The 19685-nt window shown below is 61.5% G+C and carries 19 protein-coding genes; 8 read left to right on the top strand and 11 right to left on the bottom strand.

All coding sequences use genetic code 11. From position 1 onward, the window contains the following. Nucleotides 1-1071 carry an adenylate/guanylate cyclase domain-containing protein gene (locus NKH83_RS11355; RefSeq protein WP_352804235.1) on the top strand — a complete coding sequence of 357 codons (1071 nt, stop codon included), beginning with the start codon at nucleotides 1-3 and terminating at the stop codon, nucleotides 1069-1071. Nucleotides 1072-1433: 362 nt separating this feature from the next. Beyond that, the gene (locus NKH83_RS11350; RefSeq protein ID WP_352804232.1) at nucleotides 1434-3728 is read left to right on the top strand and encodes a mechanosensitive ion channel family protein; all 2295 of its coding nucleotides are present in this window, start codon (nucleotides 1434-1436) and stop codon (nucleotides 3726-3728) included. Between the two features lie 265 nt (nucleotides 3729-3993). Here NKH83_RS11350 and NKH83_RS11345 read toward each other — a convergent pair whose 3' ends face one another. Next, complete coding sequence (locus NKH83_RS11345) at nucleotides 3994-4890, bottom strand: LysR family transcriptional regulator (protein ID WP_352801144.1); 897 nt, start codon at nucleotides 4888-4890, stop codon at nucleotides 3994-3996. A gap of 270 nt (nucleotides 4891-5160) precedes the next feature. Between NKH83_RS11345 and NKH83_RS11340 the strand changes: the two genes are divergently transcribed. Beyond that, a complete protein-coding gene (locus NKH83_RS11340) occupies nucleotides 5161-5895 on the top strand; it encodes an SDR family NAD(P)-dependent oxidoreductase (RefSeq protein WP_352473458.1) in 735 nt (244 codons plus the stop codon). Nucleotides 5896-5956: 61 nt separating this feature from the next. After that, on the top strand, nucleotides 5957-6553 hold the full coding sequence (locus tag NKH83_RS11335; protein ID WP_352804228.1) for an NADPH-dependent F420 reductase: 597 nt from the start codon (nucleotides 5957-5959) through the stop codon (nucleotides 6551-6553). A gap of 196 nt (nucleotides 6554-6749) precedes the next feature. Here NKH83_RS11335 and NKH83_RS11330 read toward each other — a convergent pair whose 3' ends face one another. Then, entirely contained in the window at nucleotides 6750-7961 is a 1212-nt protein-coding gene (locus tag NKH83_RS11330) for a carboxymuconolactone decarboxylase family protein (RefSeq protein ID WP_352804225.1), read from the bottom strand. A 532-nt stretch (nucleotides 7962-8493) separates the two neighbouring features. Here NKH83_RS11330 and NKH83_RS11325 point away from each other — a divergent pair. Together NKH83_RS11325 and NKH83_RS11320 are read left to right on the top strand one after the other, a co-directional pair. Further along, entirely contained in the window at nucleotides 8494-8853 is a 360-nt protein-coding gene (locus NKH83_RS11325; RefSeq protein ID WP_352804222.1) for an ArsR/SmtB family transcription factor, read from the top strand. 16 nt (nucleotides 8854-8869) lie between these two features. Beyond that, a complete protein-coding gene (locus NKH83_RS11320) occupies nucleotides 8870-9349 on the top strand; it encodes an SRPBCC domain-containing protein (RefSeq protein ID WP_352804219.1) in 480 nt (159 codons plus the stop codon). 37 nt (nucleotides 9350-9386) lie between these two features. Here the strand turns inward: NKH83_RS11320 and NKH83_RS11315 are convergent, their stop codons facing one another. Together NKH83_RS11315 and NKH83_RS11310 are read right to left on the bottom strand one after the other, a co-directional pair. Further along, nucleotides 9387-10025: a DUF8737 domain-containing protein gene (locus NKH83_RS11315; RefSeq protein ID WP_352804216.1), complete on the bottom strand. Its 639-nt coding sequence runs from the start codon at nucleotides 10023-10025 to the stop codon at nucleotides 9387-9389. A gap of 334 nt (nucleotides 10026-10359) precedes the next feature. Further along, a complete protein-coding gene (locus tag NKH83_RS11310; RefSeq protein ID WP_352804212.1) occupies nucleotides 10360-11253 on the bottom strand; it encodes an NAD(P)/FAD-dependent oxidoreductase in 894 nt (297 codons plus the stop codon). Between NKH83_RS11310 and NKH83_RS11305 the strand changes: the two genes are divergently transcribed. Together NKH83_RS11305 and NKH83_RS11300 are read left to right on the top strand one after the other, a co-directional pair. Then, nucleotides 11252-11440: a hypothetical protein gene (locus NKH83_RS11305; protein WP_352645079.1), complete on the top strand. Its 189-nt coding sequence runs from the start codon at nucleotides 11252-11254 to the stop codon at nucleotides 11438-11440. The two genes, NKH83_RS11310 and NKH83_RS11305, sit on opposite strands and share 2 nt — an antisense overlap. Before the next feature lie 101 nt (nucleotides 11441-11541). Further along, nucleotides 11542-12189 carry a TetR/AcrR family transcriptional regulator gene (locus NKH83_RS11300; protein WP_352804207.1) on the top strand — a complete coding sequence of 216 codons (648 nt, stop codon included), beginning with the start codon at nucleotides 11542-11544 and terminating at the stop codon, nucleotides 12187-12189. A gap of 258 nt (nucleotides 12190-12447) precedes the next feature. Here the strand turns inward: NKH83_RS11300 and NKH83_RS11295 are convergent, their stop codons facing one another. The 7 genes from NKH83_RS11295 to NKH83_RS11265 all read right to left on the bottom strand — a co-directional run bounded on the left by NKH83_RS11295 (nucleotide 12448) and on the right by NKH83_RS11265 (nucleotide 19656). Then, nucleotides 12448-13185: an SGNH/GDSL hydrolase family protein gene (locus tag NKH83_RS11295; protein ID WP_352804204.1), complete on the bottom strand. Its 738-nt coding sequence runs from the start codon at nucleotides 13183-13185 to the stop codon at nucleotides 12448-12450. A 37-nt stretch (nucleotides 13186-13222) separates the two neighbouring features. Further along, entirely contained in the window at nucleotides 13223-14170 is a 948-nt protein-coding gene (locus NKH83_RS11290; RefSeq protein WP_352804201.1) for a sigma-70 family RNA polymerase sigma factor, read from the bottom strand. Nucleotides 14171-14189: 19 nt separating this feature from the next. Beyond that, the gene (locus tag NKH83_RS11285; protein WP_352804197.1) at nucleotides 14190-15122 is read right to left on the bottom strand and encodes an alpha/beta hydrolase; all 933 of its coding nucleotides are present in this window, start codon (nucleotides 15120-15122) and stop codon (nucleotides 14190-14192) included. 333 nt (nucleotides 15123-15455) lie between these two features. Next, nucleotides 15456-17018 (bottom strand): glutamine-hydrolyzing GMP synthase, encoded by a 1563-nt coding sequence (guaA, locus tag NKH83_RS11280; RefSeq protein ID WP_352804192.1) that lies wholly within the window; start codon nucleotides 17016-17018, stop codon nucleotides 15456-15458. 55 nt (nucleotides 17019-17073) lie between these two features. Further along, nucleotides 17074-17754, bottom strand: a complete 681-nt coding sequence (locus NKH83_RS11275; RefSeq protein WP_352804189.1) for a 5'-methylthioadenosine/S-adenosylhomocysteine nucleosidase — start codon at nucleotides 17752-17754, stop codon at nucleotides 17074-17076. 27 nt (nucleotides 17755-17781) lie between these two features. Then, nucleotides 17782-18240, bottom strand: a complete 459-nt coding sequence (locus tag NKH83_RS11270; RefSeq protein ID WP_023677140.1) for a PaaI family thioesterase — start codon at nucleotides 18238-18240, stop codon at nucleotides 17782-17784. 126 nt (nucleotides 18241-18366) lie between these two features. Next, nucleotides 18367-19656: an RsmB/NOP family class I SAM-dependent RNA methyltransferase gene (locus NKH83_RS11265; protein WP_352804185.1), complete on the bottom strand. Its 1290-nt coding sequence runs from the start codon at nucleotides 19654-19656 to the stop codon at nucleotides 18367-18369. Between the last annotated feature and the right edge of the window lie 29 nt (nucleotides 19657-19685).

The following is a 19685-nucleotide window of genomic DNA, read 5'->3' as shown; positions in this document are numbered from 1 at the left end:
ATGCATGTCTTGCCAAGAGAAGTTAGAAGCTGGATTTACGATTTCTTCTACAACGAGCGCTCGGTCGCATATCTAAAAATCGACGCCCAGCATTGCGTAGCTGCGAAGGGCGGTAACGTTAAACATTACGGACTCTCGTCAGTTCGCATAGGTAAGCCTGTTGCCGAGCAGCTTGAATTCATGGAAGGTTTGTTGCCCTGCCCCGAGCTTCCATTTGATATGGCCATGGTCGAACTGCCCGGCGGGCGTGTCGCGGACCTCCATCTTTTTGCTGACAATGCCTGCGTGTGGCTGCTCTTTCTTGACGCCGCTGCCGAACGCGACAATAGGCAGCGGCTTCAACAGAAGGCTTATGAAATGACGCTTCTGCAAGAGAGGGAGCGTCAACTCAACGAGAAATTACAATCGATGAACGAGGCGTTGAGGGCCAGCCAAGAGGGATTGTCGCGTGAATACCAACGCGCCGAAGCCCTACTCCTCAACATTCTTCCGGCGTCGATCGCGGAGCGCTTAAAAGCGGACGAACAAATTGCAGACAACCATGCTGACGTGAGTGTGCTTTTTGCCGACATCGTCGGTTTTACGGAAAGAGCGCGGAGCGTCGGAGCCGTAACGACGCTCGCTATTTTAAATTACTTCTTCAAGGCGGCGGATCTGCTCTCGGAGCAATACGGCTGCGAAAAGATCAAGACAATCGGCGATTGTGTAATGGTGGTCGCTGGCCTGCCCGCCGCGCGATCCGATCATGCGGAAGCCCTTGCGCACTATGCACTTGAACTGCGCAACGAGGTCAAGCGCGAACGCTTCGCAGGAGAACCGATAAGACTCAGAATTGGAATTCACTCGGGACCAATCGTGGCGGGCGTCATAGGCAAAAGGCGGTTTGCCTATGACCTATGGGGCGACACCGTTAATCTCGCCGCACGTATCCAAACGTCCGCGGAGCCCGATGAAATCCGTATTTCGGATGCAACTCATCAACTGCTTGGACCAAATTTTGCTTGCGACCCACTCGAGGAAACGGAATTGCGTGGTACAGGTCGTGTGCGAATGTGGCGGCTCCCGGCCTGATTTGCCGCATGGCAGGGCCGACTCGGAAGCGCATTGCATCTCAAGCAACATCATGGTTTCCAATGTCCGCAGCGGTGCGCGAAGCAGTTGACCACCGAGCGACCGCCAAAGGTCTGTCCTGGTCAGCTCAGGAAATCAGTTCCTGAGGTTTAACGTCGATGCCCAGTTCATAGAACGGCCGGAGACCTGGGCCGAGGTCGGAATGCCCTGCCCCCGCGGCTAAATAAACACCGCCAAGTACCCGGCGCAAGGTCCGGCTCGGAACGATGACGTCTTGCACCGCAACATCGGTTTCTTCAAGGTAGGGCAACAACCGACATAGATGTCGTTGCTTGCCGATTTGACCGGAAGGTTACAGCACGATGCCACGCATCACTCGACGATTGGGGGCCAGGAATCTGGCGCGCCCGGCACGGCGTCTCGGAGACCTGACTGCGATGCTTGCCTTGATTGCCAGGCCGCTCGTCTTTGGGATCGCCCTTTTGTTGGCTGGTCAGGCGCAGGCGCCGGCGACGGTCCCGCCTGAAAGGGTCAAACAGCTGTTCGAGCTTCTCGACGATCCGTCAGTGAAGGCCTGGGTGGCCGAACAGCGAAATCAGGACGCCGGGTCAACGGGAGCGCCTGCCGAGCCAGGGGCTTCGCCGACCGACGCATCGTCCGGCGCCGTGGCCGCACCAGGCCCGATGAATACGATGGCATCCTCGACGCTCGATGGGATCAGGCATCATATCGAACGAATCGTGCGAACTTTGCCCTTGCTGCCAAGCCAGTTCGCGCGCGTTCGGGCAGAGACAATGGAGGATATGTCCAGCAAGGGGCCTGCCGGCGTATTTGTGCTGATTGCAATGTTCATCGCTGCCGGCCTGGCGCTCACTTGGGCAACGTACAAGCTCACCCGCCCATTTCGTCTCTGGATTATCGCGCAACCCAAGGATACGCCCGTTGGGCGAGCCAAGAAGATTGGTGGCCGCCTGCTTTATTCCAGCATGCTGATAGTCTCTTTCGCACTGGGCAGCGCCGGCGCATTCATGTTGTTCGACTGGCCGATGCTTATCCGCGAGATTGTACTGACATTTCTGATGGCGGCAGTCGTTACATGGGGTGTGCGCATGTACGTGATGGCCATGCTCGTCCCTTCCTTCATGAACGTCGAGAACGCCGTCGAGGTTCGTGCTTTGCCGATCACCAACGAAGCGGCTGACCATTGGTCCTTTTGGCTGCCCCGGATCGTCGGCGTCTTCGCCTTCTTCGGCGCCGCGTTTATCCTCTTGCCAGGTCTCGGCATCGATCAGGACGGAATGATGGTCCTGTCACTGGGCGCCGATTTCGTGCTGCTGTTGCTCCTGCTGCTTGCCATTTGGCGTCGGCCAAGAACGCAGCGAGACGGTGCGCGCCACATCGGTCACACGGAAGCGACATGGCTATTGACTGCTTATTTCGTCGTCCTGTTCCTGCAGCGTATCGCCGGCCTTTATACATACTTCTGGTTCACCTTCGCCGCGTTCTTCCTGCCTTTGGCAATCGTGGTGACGCAGCGCGGGGTTAATTTCGTTCTTCGGCCAGGTTCGGAAGATGTCGGCCGGCCCACGATCCCGGCGGTGACGATCGCTGTCATCGATCGCGGAATCCGAATGATTTTCATCCTGGCGGCGGCTTACCTTCTCGCACGTGTCTGGGGTCTGGACATGCAATCCATGCGGGACAGCGATACGACGACGACGTTCATATTGCGCGGCTTGATCAATGTCGTGGTGATTGCCCTCGCCGCCGACTTCGGCTGGTCGATCATCAAAGCTTTGATTGAACGAAAGCTGGGCATCGAAACACCGCACCCTGTGATCAGCGACGAGGACGTTCCGGTCCTCGATCCGCAACAGGCGCGGCTGCACACGCTCTTGCCGATCCTCCAGAACATTCTGCTCGCGTCGATCATCGTGATGGCGGTGCTTATGATGCTCGCCTCGCTGGGTATCCAGATCGGCCCATTGATCGCCGGCGCCGGCGTCGTCGGCGTCGCCGTGGGCTTTGGCGCACAAACCATCGTCAAGGACGTCATTTCAGGTGTGTTTTTTCTGCTCGATGATGCGTTTCGTGTTGGCGAATACATTTCATCGGGCAATTACAAGGGTACTGTGGAAAGCTTCTCGCTGCGCTCGGTGAAGCTGCGTCACCATCGTGGTCCGCTGTTCACGATACCTTTCGGTGAACTCGGGGCAGTCCAAAACCAGAGCCGTGACTGGGTTATCGACAAGTTCAACATCACCGTTGGTTATGACACCGATATCGACTTCGCTCGCAAGCTGATCAAGCGGATCGGCCTCGAACTTGCGGAAGATCCAGAGTTCAAACACTGGGTGCTCGACCCGATCAAGATGCAGGGCGTACAGGAGTTCGGCGAATACGGCATCATATTGAGGGTCAAGGCCACAACCAGACCGGGAGGCGCCTTCGGTATGAAACGCAAGTTCTATGTACGCCTCCGCCAGGTCTTCAAGGAGCAGGGCATCGAACTCCCATTTCCGACCGTCCAGGTCCAGGGGCTACAGAACCCACATGGGGCAGAGAATGCGCCGTTGGAGCTCACACCCGAGTTGAAAATGGCCGTCGCGCAGTCGCATACCAATCGGCGCAGAAAAAAAGCTAGCACAACGGAATAGGGAAGCTGTGACACCTGCCGGTCACAGCGCTGCTTTCACGACGAAGAACGTCTTGCCGATCCGTCAGAAATTTGCGCTCTTGATTTCAAACACCAATTTCGACGGTCCACGATTGCTCGGTTTCAGCGACTATCGGTATTAATCGGTCGATTTCTTTCTGACGGTCGCCGACCGAGCCGTACCGGCAGTTCCCAAAAAGACCGTCGCGAGATTTACATCGGGCTGCGGTACGCTCGAGACAGCGCCATCGGCTACCTGCCGCGCGTCAGTCACGCGATAAGGACCGTCCCGCGAGAAGCGGCGCGTACGCGGCGAGCGTGCGGGATACGAACTCGGTGAAGAGCCGCACTCGCTTCGTCTTGCGTGTCTCCCCCTGTGTGAGAAGCCAGAGCGTTCCGTACATGTGCAGGTCGGTGCCCGGCACCCTCACCAGTAGGGGGTCGGCATCTCCGACGAAGCACGGCAGTGTCGTCATCCCGAGCCCTTGCCGTACTGCAACGATCTGCGCCTCGCCGTCCGTGGTCCTGAACGGAACCCCCGTGGTACGAACCTCACCCTCGCTGGCCCAATCCGGGATGCCATGAATGCTTATGACGATCCACCGGATGGGATCAGGCGCGCCCGCACGCCACGCGGCTAGTCGATCGCGAGACATGTAGACGCCGCCGAACAGCTCCGGTCCCTTCAGGCCGTGAAGATTGAGCGGCAGGGTTTTGCGGTCGTAGACGACGCGGATCGCGACGTCGGCCTCCCGGTTGGTCAGATTTGCCAGCTCGCCGGACGACAAGATTTCCATCTCGATGTCCGGATGCAGACGCGCGAAATCGGCGAAATCCGGCATGAGCAGGTGTGTCGCGAGGGGCGGTGCCAGCGTCACCCGCAGAAGCCCGCGCACGCTCTGGTCGCGCCCGAAGACGCGCGTCTCCAGCTGGTGCGACGACGCTTCCATCTGGTTCGCGAGTTCGAGGACCTCCTCGCCCGCAGCCGTCAGGCGGTAGCCCGAAGGCAGCTTTTCGAACATGTGCGCCCCGAGGCGTTCCTCGAGCTGGGCGATGCGCCGCAGCACGGTCGAGTGATTCACCCCGACGCGCTCGGCGGCGGCCCGCACCGAGCCTCCGCGCGCGACGGCAAGAAAATAGCGAACGTCATCCCAGTCGATCATGGTGCAATCCGGCACCGCACGGTGCGCCTTCCAAAGCCCGTATCTAACACATCGAACAGCAGTACGGGCGGTCAATCATAGCTTATGTCGACGAGCGCGGCCCAATTCCGAACGGCGGACATCGATCGTCGCGGCTGGCGTCCCGCCGGATCGATTTTGCACCACCGATGTGCGCGCTTCCGCACTCAACACCTGATGCCGGCGGACCTATTTCGAGGTTCTCGGGGGTGTCCCCGCACAACCAAAGGCGAAGGCCTGGAAGGATAAGTCATGGGAAAGCTTGAAGGGAAGGTTGCAGTCATCACCGGCGGCGCTACCGGCATCGGCCGCGCCGCAGCAAAGCGCTTCATCGAGGAGGGCGCCTTCGTTTTCATCTTCGGCCGCCGGCAGGAAGCGCTCGACGCCGCTGTGGCCGACCTCGGGCCCAATGCCCGCGCGGTGAAGGGCTCGGTCTCCGATCTGACCGACCTCGACCGACTTTACGCTGCGGTGAAGGCCGAGCGTGGAACCCTCGACATCGTCTTTGCCAATGCCGGGGCGGGAAGCCAGCTTCGGCTCGGCGAGATCACCGCCGAGCACATTGACGAAACCTTCGACACCAATGTGAAGGGTACGATCTTCACGATCCAGAAGGCGCTGCCGCTGATGAGCGAGGGCGGTTCGATAATCCTGACCGGATCGAGCGCTGGCACCACTGGCGCCCCGGGGATGAGCGCCTACAGCGCGAGCAAGGCGGCAGTGCGCAACCTCGCGCGGACCTGGGCGGAGGACCTAAAGGGCACCGGCATCCGGGTAAACGTGCTGTCGCCCGGGGCCACTGCGACCGAGCTAGCGAAGGAAGCGCTGGGCGAGGAGGGCCAGAAGGTCTTCGCCTCGATGACTCCGCTCCAGCGCATGGCCGATCCGGCGGAGATCGGGGCGGCGGCGGCCTTTCTCGCGTCGTCGGACAGCAGCTTCATGACTGCCAGCGAGGTCGCCGTTGACGGCGGTCTTGCGCAACTCTGACGCGCTAACCCAGCGCCGTTGAAGGCCGGGGAATCAATACCAACACAAATCGGAGAAGATTATGAGCTACGCAATTGTAGGATTCGGTAAGATAGGCCAGGCCCTCGCCCACGCCTTTGCCCGTAAAAACATCGACGTGACCGTCGCGAGCCGCCGTCCGCCCGAGGCGTTGGCGCCGCAGGCTCGGGCGATTGGACCCACGATCGTCACCAAGTCGTTGCGGGATGCACTCGAGGCCGACACGATCATCCTGGCGGTCCCGTTCGGGGAGCACCGCGAGGTTGCGAAAGCCCTGCCGAGCTGGGAAGGCAAGACGGTCATCGACGCGATGAACCTCTTTCCGGTCCCTGAAGAGCTGGACGGTCTCCCGTCCTCCGCTTTCGTCGCGAAGGCGTTCACCGGCGCCAAGTTCGTGAAAGGGTTCAATCACCTGATTGCGGCCACCCTGGCTGCCGATCCGATCGTCGAGGGCGGCCACCGGGTCGTCTTTCTGTCGAGCGACGACGAGGACGCGATCGCTCCCGTGGCGGCCTTGGCCAAACAACTCGGGTTCGCACCCGTCAAGCTGGGAAAGCTCAACGAGGGTGGCGCGCTGGTGCACGCACGCGGCCGTACTTGGGGCCAGCTTATCTTCCAGGATTTGTTCAAGAAGGAGTGACTATCGACATCAATTGGTCGATTTTTCGCTTCGCAGGCACACGCACATTCGGCATAGCGCCTGATAAATGACCGTCAGCAGTAAAGCGCATGGGCGAGAGAGACCGTTTCGCGACGGCCTCTCCTACGTCCGCTCCGCCGTTATCGGCCGTCGTCAGCCGTTTTGAAAGCCCCTGAGGTGATCTGCCCTTTTGGGACTAACCGCGCTTAGAGAATTCCTCGGCTGCGATACGAACCGCCTGCTGTGTCGCGGGATAGCCGCTGTAAGGAGTGAGGTTTATGAGCGTTTCCAGGATTTCTTCCCGCGTCGCGCCAACGTTCAACGCGGCGTTGATGTGCACGCGAAGCGGAATCTCTGCCGTGGCAGACCCAACGGCTGCTAGAGCAGCGCAGGCGCTGAGTTCCCGAGACTTCATGTCGATTCCGCTCCGCGAGAACACCTCACCATAAGAATGCTCGACGATCATTCGACCGAGATCAGGTGCGACATCATCGAAACTGCGGACCACGGCATCGCCCGATGAACCGGACGTCTTTGCAAGCGTAGCACGCCCGCGTTCCAACCGGTCTGCGCGGCTCTCGACCACGGCGGGTGGGGGCACGTTTGCCGCAATCGTTGGCGACCCGGCAGCGAAGATATCCTTGGCGACGGCGAAAGCGTTGAGCGCTGCCGGAAAACCCCGATAGACGCTGAGCTGGATCAGCACCTCGATGATTTCCTCTCGCGTCACGCCATGGGCAAGCGCGCCGGCGAGATGAAGACGGAGCGCCGCCGCACGATTGCCGCTGGCAGCAAGCATCGAGATGATTGCTAACAGTTTGGCTTTTTGGTCGAGGCCGTCGCGCGCCAGCATTTCACCAAAGGCGAACTCGATGGAGAGTTGCGCGAGGTCAGGCGAACCGGCAGCAAAGCCATCGAAATATGCCTGCACATCGCCTCCAGAGAGCCGGTCGAGCGCCTCCAACCCGGCCTGTCGGCGTGTCGATCCATCGCCTGCGGAGGGCTCGATGGGTTCAAAAGCGAGCTTGCGCTCAGCGAACACCGCACGAATAAGGCCGATCGCATTTACCGTTGGCGGGAAGCCGAGGAGCGCTACAGATATAAACATGAGTTCGATGAGCGCCTTCGGCTCGCCGCCGGCGTTGAGGAAGCCCGCCATATGAAACTTCAACTGCGGCTGGGCGCTTCCGTCGGCAAGCAGCATTGAAATAGTGCACAGCTGACGCAATGGGAGGTCGAGACCTGGCCGCGATAGAACGTCTCCGTATGGGTATTCTACGGTGAAACGAGAAAGGTCGACGGATGTCTCGGCAAGACTATTAATCGGCGCGTCGAAATTCTCTCCGCCAATCTGCCGTAAGATTTCAAGACCGCGTGAATAACGACTAGCTTGAGATGTTGCTGTCATTGCATATGCCTTCTGATTGATCGTGGCGGGAGTCCCGCCCACGGCGACAAGGGCAGCTCCAAAAAACTCTGGCCGGAGGCGGGTGCGCTATGCTCGTCGGCGATCTCTCTCACGAAGCGTCCCGGACTTGGCCGTGAACCAAAGAAGGGAACTAGCCATAGTCGAAGGCGCTCGACAAGGAATGCTGGTCGCGACCGCCCCACACCAGGCACAGCCGGATTTGATACAAACCCTCGGAACGTGACCTCTGCAGTCGAGGGGTTGTATCATCGGAGCCGACGCTAATGCCGGCTCCCAGTCATCGCGAATTGAGAACTATCGGCTACTTTTGCTGTGCTGGTATCGCCTACAGCGCGATATCCTATCCTACTTTACTCCACAGCACGCCCCTCACTCCCACTCGATTGCTCTTGAGTATGGCAACGCACTGATCTAACGGCGCAATTTTTTCTACACTCAATGGAGCACCAACACAGCGCGCGCTCGGCCTCCCCTTGAATGCCGCTAATCCGTGTGTTACATACTGAACCACATGGTTCAGTATGCTCGGATCCGCTTCGATGCCTCGTTCGCCGCGCTCTCGGACGCCACCCGACGCGGCGTTCTGGAGCAGCTCGGACGTGCAGACGCTTCGATCACGGACCTTGCCGAGAAGTTCCACATGACCCTCACGGGCATGAAAAAGCATGTCGGCGTCTTGGAGCAGGCGGGGCTCGTCACCACGGAGAAGGTCGGACGCGTGCGGACCTGCAAGCTCGGCCTGCGCCGACTGGAGGAAGAGGCGGCATGGATCGAGAGGTACAACCAGCTCTGGGACGCACGCTTCGACGAGCTGGATAAGGTTATCGAGGAAATGAAACTGAAGGAGAAGGTCGATGGACGCAGGAAGTGAGAGTGAGCCTACCCCCATGAAGAACCGCACGACGGTGGAACGGAAGTCCGAGCGTGAGCTAGTCGTTACGCGAACCTTTGACGCCCCGGCGCGCATCGTGTTCGAGGCGTGGACCAAGCCGGAGCTGTTCAAGCAGTGGTGGGTGCCGAAGTCGATGGGCATGCTCCTGCGTTCCTGCGAAATGGATGTTCGTGTCGGGGGCAAGTACCGTCTCGAGTTCGAACCCGATGCGAGGGCGTTCTTCGGCACGTACCTCGAAGTGACCGCGCACTCGCGCCTCGTCTGGACCAATGAGGAAGATGGTGAGGGTGGGCCCATGACCACGGTGACCTTCGAGGAAAAAGGTGGCAAGACGCTGCTGGTCCTGCACGAGCTCTATCCCTCGAAGGAAGTTCTCGACGCTGCCGGCACCGGGGCGGCGGATGCAATGGTCGAGTCGTTCGAGCAACTGGACGAGCTTCTTATCACCCTGGGCGCGCGCGTGGGACGGCCATGAAGTCGTCGATCTCGCGGTCGGCCGCTTGGCCTCTTCACTACGCGGAAGAGAACCCCGACGAGGTCGTCGCCGCCCTCTGCGGACCTACGAGACCATCATCAACCTCATTGGCAACACGACCAACCGAGGTGGTCTCGTCGTGCGCGTCCGCCTCAACCACCTTTTTGCGCGCCATTCTACGCTGGAGCACTACCGCATTCGGGAACGCATTCTGAGGCCGACGTGCGCGGTGGGCCGCAATCAAATGTCCTCGTCGAGGATAGTTCGGCCGCTCAGTCGAAACGGTGGTAGCGCCAGAAGCCTGACCGCCATGCTGATTGCAAAGCTGGCATCGCTCAGGCGGCGAAAAATTCGATGCATTCGTCCCCTTCGTCAGACATTTTCGATCTTGAATATAAAGGGAAAATTCGCCAAGTCGAAACTTGCTCGGTTTCAGAGACTGCCGGCATCGATCGATCGAATTTCGATTTGCGCCTTGGCGAAGCATCGTCTGCTCAGCTGCCGGAATACCGTCAACAACGGCCGAATCGCTGCCGCGGGCCGGAGCCGGATTGGACTGCGGACGCACCAGCAGATAGAGCGCGGCGAAGTGCGTGATCATGAGCAAGGGCACATAGACAATCGGGATTACATAGGTGGCGGCCAACTGTCCCGACAGCGCGGCAAGATTGAACACGGACACTCCCGGCAGCATAAACTGGACACCTCAAGACCCACCCGCTCCGAGGGCGCGACAGCACGGTTCAAGGTGCAATGTCGCGCCCTCGCTTGCTGAACTTCTTCCCGGAGGGGGTCGGGGGAGGTTGAATAACCTGTGGAAAGCCTGTGGGTCTTTTGGGACCGTTTGCGGACCGGCCTGAGCCTAGGAATCGTTTTGCTCAACTGCCCCTTCGAGACGGCTGACCGGCCAAAGACGCCCCTCAGGGGAGAGGGGCCCCGCGTTTCCGTGGCACCGGCCCGCAACCTTCATAATATGATGGCCCGGCAACCGGAGAAGGGTATCTGTGCTCTCAAACCAGCATCGACTGCTGGGCGAAGATACCCGCCATCGCGCCGTGCGATAATGCCGTGGTGACCGAGGCCATGAGGGGGTTGGCGAGGTCGCCGGCGGCGTAGATGCCGGGCATGCTGGTTTCGCGGCGCTCGTCGACCTTGAGGGCGATGCCGAGGGGCGTATCCACCGTGGCGAGGCCCAGTGATTCATGCAGGCTTGCGGACGGCTTGTTGCGCGGATGGGCGAACAGGATGTCGACCGCGACATTGCGGCCGGTATCGAGATTGACGGTGGCGATATGGCCCCCGCGATGGGCGATCTCGGTGATCCGGCCATCGACGACAGGTATGTTGCGGCGCACCAGATCGGCCCGGATATCGGGTGGAATGTCGTGACCATCGGCGAAGAGCGTCAACTTGTCGGTCCAATCGTGGTACAGCCTGACATAATTGTGCGACTGCGGGCCGGACCAGACAAGGCCCCAATGCTGGCCGGCGACTTCAAAGCCGTCGCAATAGGGACAGGGCACGATGGACGTGCCCCAGCTTTCGGCAAAGCCCGGAACATCAGGCATCTGGTCGGCGACGCCATAGCTCAGGATCAGGCGGCGCGCCGCAAGGCTTTCGCCATCGCCAGTGAGGACGGAGAAATCGTCGATGGCGCCGGAGACGCTGTCGGCACGGGCACTGACCAGCCCGATCGTGGGATAACGCGCCAGCTGCTGCCGCGCCTCGGCCAGGATGTCCAGCGGTGGCTTGTGATCGTGACCGAGCAGGCCATGCGAGTGGCCGGCGAAGCGATTGCGCGGCAGGCCGGTATCGAGAACGGTGGCCTTGCGGCGGGCACGGCCGAGCTGCAGGGCGCCGGCGAGACCGGCAAAGCTGCCGCCGATGATGATGACGTCATCCATGGTGATAAACTCCGTGTTGTGGATGGAGGGGGTTGGGCTGGGCCTGGCGCAAAATATCGTCCAGCGATACGCGCTCGAGACGGGCAGCGAGCAGGGCTTCGGCATCGACGAGCAAGTCGCCCATCACTGTGTTGACCGGCCGGACAATGCCGCATTCGATATCGCCGGGCGGCCCGGGGAAACTTGATTTGGAGGACAGGTTGAAACCTACCCATTGGCTTGCACATTTCAGATACTACATGGTATCGTAATGCAAGAATTAGGATACTGTCAAGTACTGGAATTGTCGTGACCGAAAACAGCCAGGGCCGGCGCGGCCGGCCCGCCAACGAGGCGCTTGGCCAAACGATAGCCGACGCCGCGTGCGAACTCTTTGTGGAATTGGGTTTTCAAGCGACGACATTGGACAAGGTCGCCCAGCGGGCGAAGATATCCAAGCTAAGCATCTATCGGCACTTCGAGAACAAGGAGGCGCTGTTCAGCGCGGCCATCGCGGCCCGCTGCCATCAGTTTGCACCACAGGCCCTTTTTGAAGGCGTCGACGGTTCGGCCGAAGATCAGCTCATGGCGGTGGGATCATCCCTGCTTCGCACGCTGTTGAGCCCGGACGTCCGCAGTGTCGAAGCCATGATCATGGCCGACAAGACGAATCAAAAGTCGTTAAGCAAGCTCCATTACGAAGCCGGTCCCGCCCATGTCATCGCCCAAATCGAGGCCCTGTTGCGTCAGTTGCACGCGAAGGCGGTTCTGAACGTGCCCGATCCTCTCCGGTCCGCCCGCTTGTTTGCGGCGCTTTTCAAAGGATCCGATCTCCTGATTATCGCACGCTTCGATGAGGCGAGAGCAGAGGACGACAACGAAATCGAATCCTATTGCCGGTCGGCCGTCGCCATGTTCATCGCCGCGCACGGTGGCAACGACCACGCGGGCGGATAAGCATTTGATTGCTCCGGGCAGCTTGGCCGGGACCGTCGTCCAGGCGCTTCGTCATATTGGGCCGGCGCGCGCGGTCGAGCTTGCACAGATCGCGGCACCTCATCTTTCTCCCAACGATAAAAGACGCTCGCATTTGGCGTGAGCGAGAGAAGTACCGTCACTACGCGAGATCAGTTGGGCCGAATCTGAGAAAAATGCCGACAGCCTGCGCGATAAGACAATTCAGACAGCTGCACAATCGGACACGGCCGCACAGGTTCAGGCGTCAATGAACTTCTGCATGCGATCCGCCACGATCCGCCCTGCGCGGCTGTTCAAGTGCACGCCGTCGGTGTGAAACTGCCAGCCATTTCGGCGTGCGACATCGTCCGGGCTCTGCCGCAGCACCAGTACGCGAAAAGCATCGCGATAGAATGGAAGAAAGTTGAACGCCGTGTAGGCCCGGCCAGGCGAGGCGCGAACCGCCTCGGTGAGCGCCTCATGGAGGGGGACATAGCCGCAGCGTTCCTCGTGCGCGATGGCCGCCACGATCGCAGAATATTCCTTGATCCGCCGGTTGAGCTCGCTCTGGAACGGGTCGTCCGAATCCGGCGCTTCTCCTATCGGAGGGAGCGAGCAAAGGCCGATGTCCGCCGCCGTCTCGCGCTTCAGCCTGCGTGCTATCTCGGCCAGATTCTCGTGGAACCAATCGGGCGAAGGCGTGCGGGGCAGACGCTTCCAAAACGTAAAGAACCGCCGCACTTTGCGTGACACGAGCGTGAGAACATCATTCCCGCCGACCCAGACGATGACCTTGTCGAGACGACAGGCGAGCACATCCGGCAACCGCTGCAGCGCGTTGTAGGCCAAGTCGCCGCCGACGCCAAAATTCCGGAACTCAAATTGCCCGTTGCCCGGCCGCCGGCGGAGCTCCGCCATCCAATCGAATGCCTGGCCCTTGCCCGCCGTGCTGCTCGATCCGAGGCACGCCACGATTTTTCGTTGAGGACGCACCATCGTAACTCCGCCAGGCCAGAAGTGAGAAATCGTCGCCTTATGCTCTTCCCAAAATGGCTGGCCCAGTCATGAGTTTCAGGTCGGAGTCCGCGGCGTTTTCCAACATCCATGGACAGGCATAATAATCTTCGATGCGATCGATGACGCGACCGGCGACATGGACACGAACCGGCCACGCGACCTGCCACCGGTCGCCTCGCTGGAAGAGCACGATCAGGACAGGCTCTCCGTCGATCGCCCCCAACTCCATGGTCCACGTCTCCGGGTTTCGCTCGTATTCGACGAAATAGGGAGAACTTCTGAGCAGGCCGTCGAAGCAGTCGGCGACCCGCAACCGAGCATCGGCGCTGGTGAGGCTCCGCACGCCATCCCAGTCATGGCGGTTGAAGAGGTCAACATAGCGCTGCAAGAGCCGCGCGGTGTCGGGATCAAGCGGACGGTTCGGTTCACCGGCAGGTTCAGGGGGCAAGTCGGCGAGCTTCGCCCGTCCGCGGGAGAGCGCGGATTTGACGCCCCCAACCGTCGAGTCCACGAGTTCTGCGGTCTCTTCCAGCGAATAGTCGAACACGTCCTTTAGGAGGATGCAGGCGCGCTCCTTGGGCGGCAAGTGGCCAACCAGCCGTTCGATGGCGCGGCGTGCATCGGTCGCTGCCGGCTCTGCAGAGACAACGCCGATGTCGTCCGAATAGGCGTGCTCCGCGCGCTCGCGCACATCGCGTCGCCTCAGAAAGTCGATGCAGCGATTGTGAGCGATGCGAAACAGCCAGGGCTTCAGCCGGCGGGCATCGTCGAGGGTCTCAATGTTCGTATAGGCCTCGAACAGCGTCTCCTGCACGAGATCCTCACCGTCGAGGCGTGAGGCCGTCATGCGGGCGCAGTAGCGATGCAGTTGGGCGCGGACGCCTGACACCGTCTCGAGGAAGGCGCGATATCGCGCATCGAACAGGCCGGTCGGTCGCTCGGGCATGTCCTTCAGCTGCCACATCTGGGTTTCAATTTGCCAGTCATGCGACCTCCTGACCTTCCGCGCGTGTTTCCGCGGTTGCGGCCAGACCAAGCTTGGGGCGAACCCATTGTGCCAACCGCGCGATCGCGTCGTCGGCTTCGGGAGCGCGGCCGGCCATCATCTGGAACGAGTGCAGCATCCCCGGAAATACGTCTATGCGCACCTCGACGCCGGCGGCTTTCGCGCGGTCGGCGAGCGCTCGGCTGTCGTCGAGCAGGGTTTCGTCTCCGCCCACTTGCAGATAGATCGGCGGCAGGCCCTTCAGATCGGCAAAGATCGGGCTGGCGAGCGGATGCCGGGGATCGGTCCCTGCAAGGACTTGCGATACCAGCATATCCACGACCGCCTTCTGGAAGAAGGCGTCCTTCTCGCAGTTGCTTTCGTAGGAGTGTCCGCTCGCCGACAGATCATACCAGCCAGAGATGCTGAGGATCGCGGCCGGCAGCGGCCGTCCCGCATCACGGAGTTTCATCGCCGCCGCAACGATCAGGCCAGCACCAGCGGAATCGCCTGCAGCTATGGTGTGCTTCGGCGCGACACCCTGCTCGGCGAGCCATTCGAACGCGGTCACGGCCTGCTCGATTTGGCGCGGAAACTTGCTCTGGAAAACGTAGTCGTACGTAGCGAGCAGAGCGTAACAGCCGATCGCCTTAGCAAGGTGTCCGACCATCTTGCGATGGGTCCAGATCGATCCGCCGACATAGCCACCGCCGTGCAGGTAAAGCATGACCCGGTCTTTGGCTGCCGTTTTTGGCTGAACCCACAGCGCGGTCTTGTCGCCGACGTTCGTCTCGACGTAATCGACGCCGCCCGGTTCTGCCGTCAAAACGGACCACTCGGATGCTTCCTGTGGCGATTCTCGACCGCTGCGGAAAGCCTCCGCGAGCGTTTCGTAGTGTATCTTGTTCGCTAGGCTCTGCTTGCTGTTCATTTGTCACGCTCCAATTCGTCCAGGAGGGCGATGTCAAGGATGACCGTGCCCATGAACAGCTAAGACGGATGAACCCAGCGAAAGGATACGTGGCCGCCAGATGCAACGCCTCGCCGGTGGCAGTTGCCGCGGACCCCGGGTGTCAAACCCAGCAAGGCTAGGCTGCTCCACCCTTCTCTGTGGGACGTTCGTTCCAGACATTCGCCGATCGGCCAGATGCTTCGTCTATGCCGTTGCCGGGTGGCCGGGGGCTGGGACTATTGACTATTATCGCCGAGCCAACATCGCTTTAAACATGCTGCTCTATCCTCTTCTACTCCGCAGTACTCCCCGTCACTCCCACTCGATTGTACCTGGGGGCTTGCTCGTTACGTCGTAGACGACGCGGTTGATGCCGCGCACTTCGTTGATGATGCGCGTAGCGGCGGCACCGAGGAAGGCCATGTCGTAGTGGTAGAAATCCGCTGTCATGCCGTCGACCGAGGTGACGGCGCGCAGCGCGCAGACGAACTCGTAGGTGCGGCCGTCGCCCATCACGCCGACGGTTTGCACCGGCAGCAGCACGGCGAAAGCCTGCCAGATGGCGTCATACAGGCCGGCCTTGCGGATCTCGTCGAGATAGATGGCGTCGGCCTCGCGCAGGATCTCCAGCTTTTCGCGGGTGATGCCGCCCGGGCAGCGGATGGCAAGACCGGGACCGGGGAACGGATGCCGGCCGATGAAGCTGTCGGGCAGGCCGAGCTCCTTGCCGAGCGCCCTCACCTCGTCCTTGAACAATTCGCGCAGCGGCTCGACCAGCTGCATGTTCATGCGTTCGGGCAAGCCGCCGACATTATGGTGCGACTTGATTGTCACCGACGGGCCGCCGCTGAAAGAGACGCTTTCGATGACATCGGGATAGAGGGTGCCTTGCGCCAAAAAATCGGCGCCGCCGAGCTTCTCGGCCTCCTCCTCGAACACCTCGATGAACAGCCGCCCGATGGTCTTGCGCTTCTTCTCGGGGTCCGACTCGCCCTCGAGCGCGCCGATGAAACGGTCCGCAGCGTCGACCAGGATCAGCGGCAGATTGTAATGCTGGCGAAACATCTCCACCACGCCTAATGCCTCGTCCTTGCGCATCAGCCCGTGGTCGACGAGGATGCAGGTAAGCTGGTCGCCGACCGCCTCGTGGATCAGGAGTGCTGCGACAGAGGAATCGACGCCGCCTGAAAGCGCGCAGATCACCTTGCCCTTGCCGACCTGCTTACGGATCGTCTCGACCGCATGCTCGCGGTAAGCGCGCATCGTCCAGTCACCCTCAATACCGGCGATGTTGTGGACGAAGTTTTGGAGCAGCCTGGCGCCGTCCGGCGTATGCACCACTTCGGGGTGGAACATGAGGCCGTACATCTTTCGCTCGACATTGCCGAAGATGGCGAAGGGCGAGCCCTCCGATTTTCCGAGCACCTCGAACCCCTTGGGCAGGGAGATAACGCGGTCGCCGTGGCTCATCCACACCTGGTGGCGCTGGCCGGGCGCCCACAGGCCCTCGAACAACGGGCTGTCCTTGGCGATCTCGACGAAGGCGCGGCCGAATTCGCGGTGATCGGAGCTTTCGGCGACGCCGCCCATCTGCACGCACATCGCCATCTGGCCATAGCAGATGCCGAGCACCGGCACGCCGGCGTCGAAGACGATCTGCGGCGCGCGCGGACTGCCGATGTCGGCGGTCGAGGCCGGGCCGCCGGACAGGATTACCGCCCTCGGATTGATGCGCTTGAACGCCGCCTCGGCCGACTGGAAGGGCACGATCTCGGAAAAGACGCCGGCCTCGCGGATGCGGCGGGCGATCAGCTGGGTAAACTGGCTGCCGAAATCGACAATCAGGACGGTGTCGGGATGATTGGCTGTTTTCATGGCGAGCGTTTAGAGAAAGAAACGAGTCGGCGCAATGGGTTGCGAGGCCTCTCTCTCATTCCGATTCCGCATCTTCGCGCGACAGATCAAACTCGATCGCGCCGGAGGCGATCGCCTGTTCCAGCAGTTGCACCGCCGCGGCCAGCTTCTCGTCGATGACGTGCAGATATTCGGTCCAGTCGCCGACATGCCTCAGATCGGCTGCCCCGTCGGAAATGCCGCGCAGGCCGATAAGCGGCACGTCGAACAGTTGGCAGGCGCGCAGGCAGGCGAAGGTCTCCATATCGACCATGTCGGCGGCGATCGCGTCGTAGGCGGCGCCGGTGACGATTGCCGCACCGGTCGACAGCGTCGCTTGCCTGATGCCAGGAATTCTGAACGGCAGCGGCACGCTGACAGGCAGATCGAGGAACGGCGTGGCGCCCTTCTCGAACCCCAGAGGCGAGGCGTCCATGTCGCGGTAGGCGACTGAAACGGCCTGGTAGATTTCCGTCTGCTCCAGCGTCCGGCTGCCCGCCGACCCGAGCGATACGACGAGATCGGGCAGCACCATCCCGGCATGCAGCCGGGACAGTTCGGCGCTAAGTCCGACGCCGGCCTCGACCGGTCCGACGCCGGTCATCAGCGGCGTGAACAGCCGCTGCAGGTGTGGACCGTATTCGGCCTCGGCCGCCATGACGAAGAGAACGGACTTGCCGGAGATCGGGGTGAGCTCACCAGGTGCCTTGCCGGCCATGATCGTCGATCCTCCCCTGCCCGTTCCTCAGCCTTCGATGCCGTCGCGGCCGAGCACTGTCATCATCGTTCCGGTCATCGTGGCGATCAGCTTGGCCTCGCCATCGACGGCGAACGCATAGGCTTGTCCGTCGGCGACGATGATGGTGCGGCCGGGCTTGGTTACCGAGCCGCGGAACAGGAAGCGCTCGCCCCGGCCCGGCGCCAGCAGATTGACCTTGAACTCGATGGTCAGCACGCCGGAATTTTCCGGCATCAGCGAGAATGCCGCATAGCCGCAGGCCGAGTCGAGAGCCGTCGAAATGACGCCGGCATGGAGAAAGCCGTGCTGCTGCGTCAGAGCCGCCGAATAGGGCATTTCGATCTCGATGATGCCGGGCGTCACCAGCGTCAGCTCGGCGCCAATCGTCATCATCGCGTTCTGGCGCGCAAAGGACGTCCTGACGCGGTCCTCATAATCGGGAGCAGGAACGATCTTTGCTGCCATGGCCGTCGCCCTTCATTTCTCGGCAAATCTTATTGCACAGTCATTTATCGCAGAGGGGTGGGCGGCAGGCAATCGCAAATGCTGCACTGCAGCATTCGGCCCCGGCTCTGTGTCCATGGCAATGGTTCAGCCGGCGCGGCGCAGCGCACAGAAATAGAAACCGTCGGTGCCGCTCAGCAACGGTGACAGCGAAATGCCGCCCGCAGCGCCTATCCGCATGGCCGCTTCGCGGCCCGCAAAACGGCTGTCCCAAAGCTGGCGGTGATCGACAGGGACAAAACCGGGATGGCGGTCCCGGAACGCCGAAACCTGGTCGCCATTTTCCTCGTCGAACACCGAACAGGTGATGTAGACCAGCAGGCCGCCGGGTTTGACGAAGTCGCTGGCGGCATCGAGTATCGTCTCCTGCTCGCCCTTGCGCGCGTCGAGTTGCCTCTGTGTCAGCCGCCATTTGGCATCCGGCCGGCGCCGCCACGTGCCGCTGCCGGTGCAGGGCGCATCGATCAGGACGATGTCCATATGCCTGCCGAGCGGCGCGAGTTCGGCCGGCCTGGTGACGATCTGCACATTGCGGTTTTCCGAGCGGCGGATGCGGTCGAAGATCGGCGCCAGCCTGGCCTTCTCGGCGTCGTGGGCGAAGATCTGGCCGCGATTGTCCATCGCCGCGGACAGCGCCAGCGTCTTGCCGCCGGCGCCGGCGCAAAAATCGAGCACCTGCATTCCAGGTTCGGCGCCGGCCAGTTCGGCCGCAATCTGCGAACCCTCGTCCTGAACCTCGAACCAGCCTTTCTGGAAGGCCGGCTCGGCCTGCACGTTCGGGTGCCTGCCGTCGCCTTCGATCGGCGGGATGCGGATGCCGTGCGGCGCGATCCGCGCAGGCTTGGCGCCGGTCTCCGCCAACTCGGCCAGCACCTTGCCGCGATCGGCCTTGAGCGTATTGACCCTGAGGTCGAGCGGCGGGCGTGTCGCCAGCGCGGCACCCTCTTCCACCCAGGACGTGCCGAACGCGCGCTCGAACAGCGGCATGCACCAGTCGGGGATGTCTGCCCTGACAGCCGGCGGCGCATCGGCGAGCCGGCGACCGCCGAGCGTTGTCAGTTCGTCGGCGGTAAGCAGCGGCGGCGCGAACTTGTCGCCCTCGAGCACCTCGTTCAGCGACTGCGCCGTCTGGCCCCATTCGAGCAGCAGCGCGCCGAAGCCGATGGCGCGCGGCGTGTCCTCGCCGAGCAGCCAGCCGGCCGAGCGCTTGCGGCGCAGCGCGTCATAGACGATGTTGCCGATCGCGGCACGGTCGCCGCCACCTGCGAAGCGGTGCGACAGGCCCCAGTCCTTCAGCGCATCAGCCACCGGCCGGTGGCGCCGGCCAATGTCGTCAAGCACTTCAATGGCTGCCGCCAGCCGCCCGCCCAGTCTCATTGTCGTCTTCCATTACTCAGCAAAACAAA

It is taken from the genome of Mesorhizobium sp. M0909, assembly GCF_040319515.1.
In the GTDB taxonomy this organism is placed as follows: Bacteria; Pseudomonadota; Alphaproteobacteria; order Rhizobiales; family Rhizobiaceae; genus Mesorhizobium.
This window is presented reverse-complemented; position numbering and strand designations above follow the sequence as displayed.

Bases quoted from the DNA above. Each gene is read 5' to 3' on its own strand.
- NKH83_RS11355 (WP_352804235.1), top strand. From the start codon at position 1: ATGCATGTCTTGCCAAGAGAAGTTAGAAGCTGGATTTACGATTTCTTC.
- NKH83_RS11350 (WP_352804232.1), top strand. From the start codon at position 1,434: ATGCCACGCATCACTCGACGATTGGGGGCCAGGAATCTGGCGCGCCCG.
- NKH83_RS11345 (WP_352801144.1), bottom strand. From the start codon at position 4,890: ATGATCGACTGGGATGACGTTCGCTATTTTCTTGCCGTCGCGCGCGGA.
- NKH83_RS11340 (WP_352473458.1), top strand. From the start codon at position 5,161: ATGGGAAAGCTTGAAGGGAAGGTTGCAGTCATCACCGGCGGCGCTACC.
- NKH83_RS11335 (WP_352804228.1), top strand. From the start codon at position 5,957: ATGAGCTACGCAATTGTAGGATTCGGTAAGATAGGCCAGGCCCTCGCC.
- NKH83_RS11330 (WP_352804225.1), bottom strand. From the start codon at position 7,961: ATGACAGCAACATCTCAAGCTAGTCGTTATTCACGCGGTCTTGAAATC.
- NKH83_RS11325 (WP_352804222.1), top strand. From the start codon at position 8,494: ATGGTTCAGTATGCTCGGATCCGCTTCGATGCCTCGTTCGCCGCGCTC.
- NKH83_RS11320 (WP_352804219.1), top strand. From the start codon at position 8,870: ATGAAGAACCGCACGACGGTGGAACGGAAGTCCGAGCGTGAGCTAGTC.
- NKH83_RS11305 (WP_352645079.1), top strand. From the start codon at position 11,252: ATGGTGATAAACTCCGTGTTGTGGATGGAGGGGGTTGGGCTGGGCCTG.
- NKH83_RS11310 (WP_352804212.1), bottom strand. From the start codon at position 11,253: ATGGATGACGTCATCATCATCGGCGGCAGCTTTGCCGGTCTCGCCGGC.
- NKH83_RS11295 (WP_352804204.1), bottom strand. From the start codon at position 13,185: ATGGTGCGTCCTCAACGAAAAATCGTGGCGTGCCTCGGATCGAGCAGC.
- NKH83_RS11290 (WP_352804201.1), bottom strand. From the start codon at position 14,170: ATGTGGCAGCTGAAGGACATGCCCGAGCGACCGACCGGCCTGTTCGAT.
- NKH83_RS11285 (WP_352804197.1), bottom strand. From the start codon at position 15,122: ATGAACAGCAAGCAGAGCCTAGCGAACAAGATACACTACGAAACGCTC.
- guaA (WP_352804192.1), bottom strand. From the start codon at position 17,018: ATGAAAACAGCCAATCATCCCGACACCGTCCTGATTGTCGATTTCGGC.
- NKH83_RS11275 (WP_352804189.1), bottom strand. From the start codon at position 17,754: ATGGCCGGCAAGGCACCTGGTGAGCTCACCCCGATCTCCGGCAAGTCC.
- NKH83_RS11270 (WP_023677140.1), bottom strand. From the start codon at position 18,240: ATGGCAGCAAAGATCGTTCCTGCTCCCGATTATGAGGACCGCGTCAGG.
- NKH83_RS11265 (WP_352804185.1), bottom strand. From the start codon at position 19,656: ATGAGACTGGGCGGGCGGCTGGCGGCAGCCATTGAAGTGCTTGACGAC.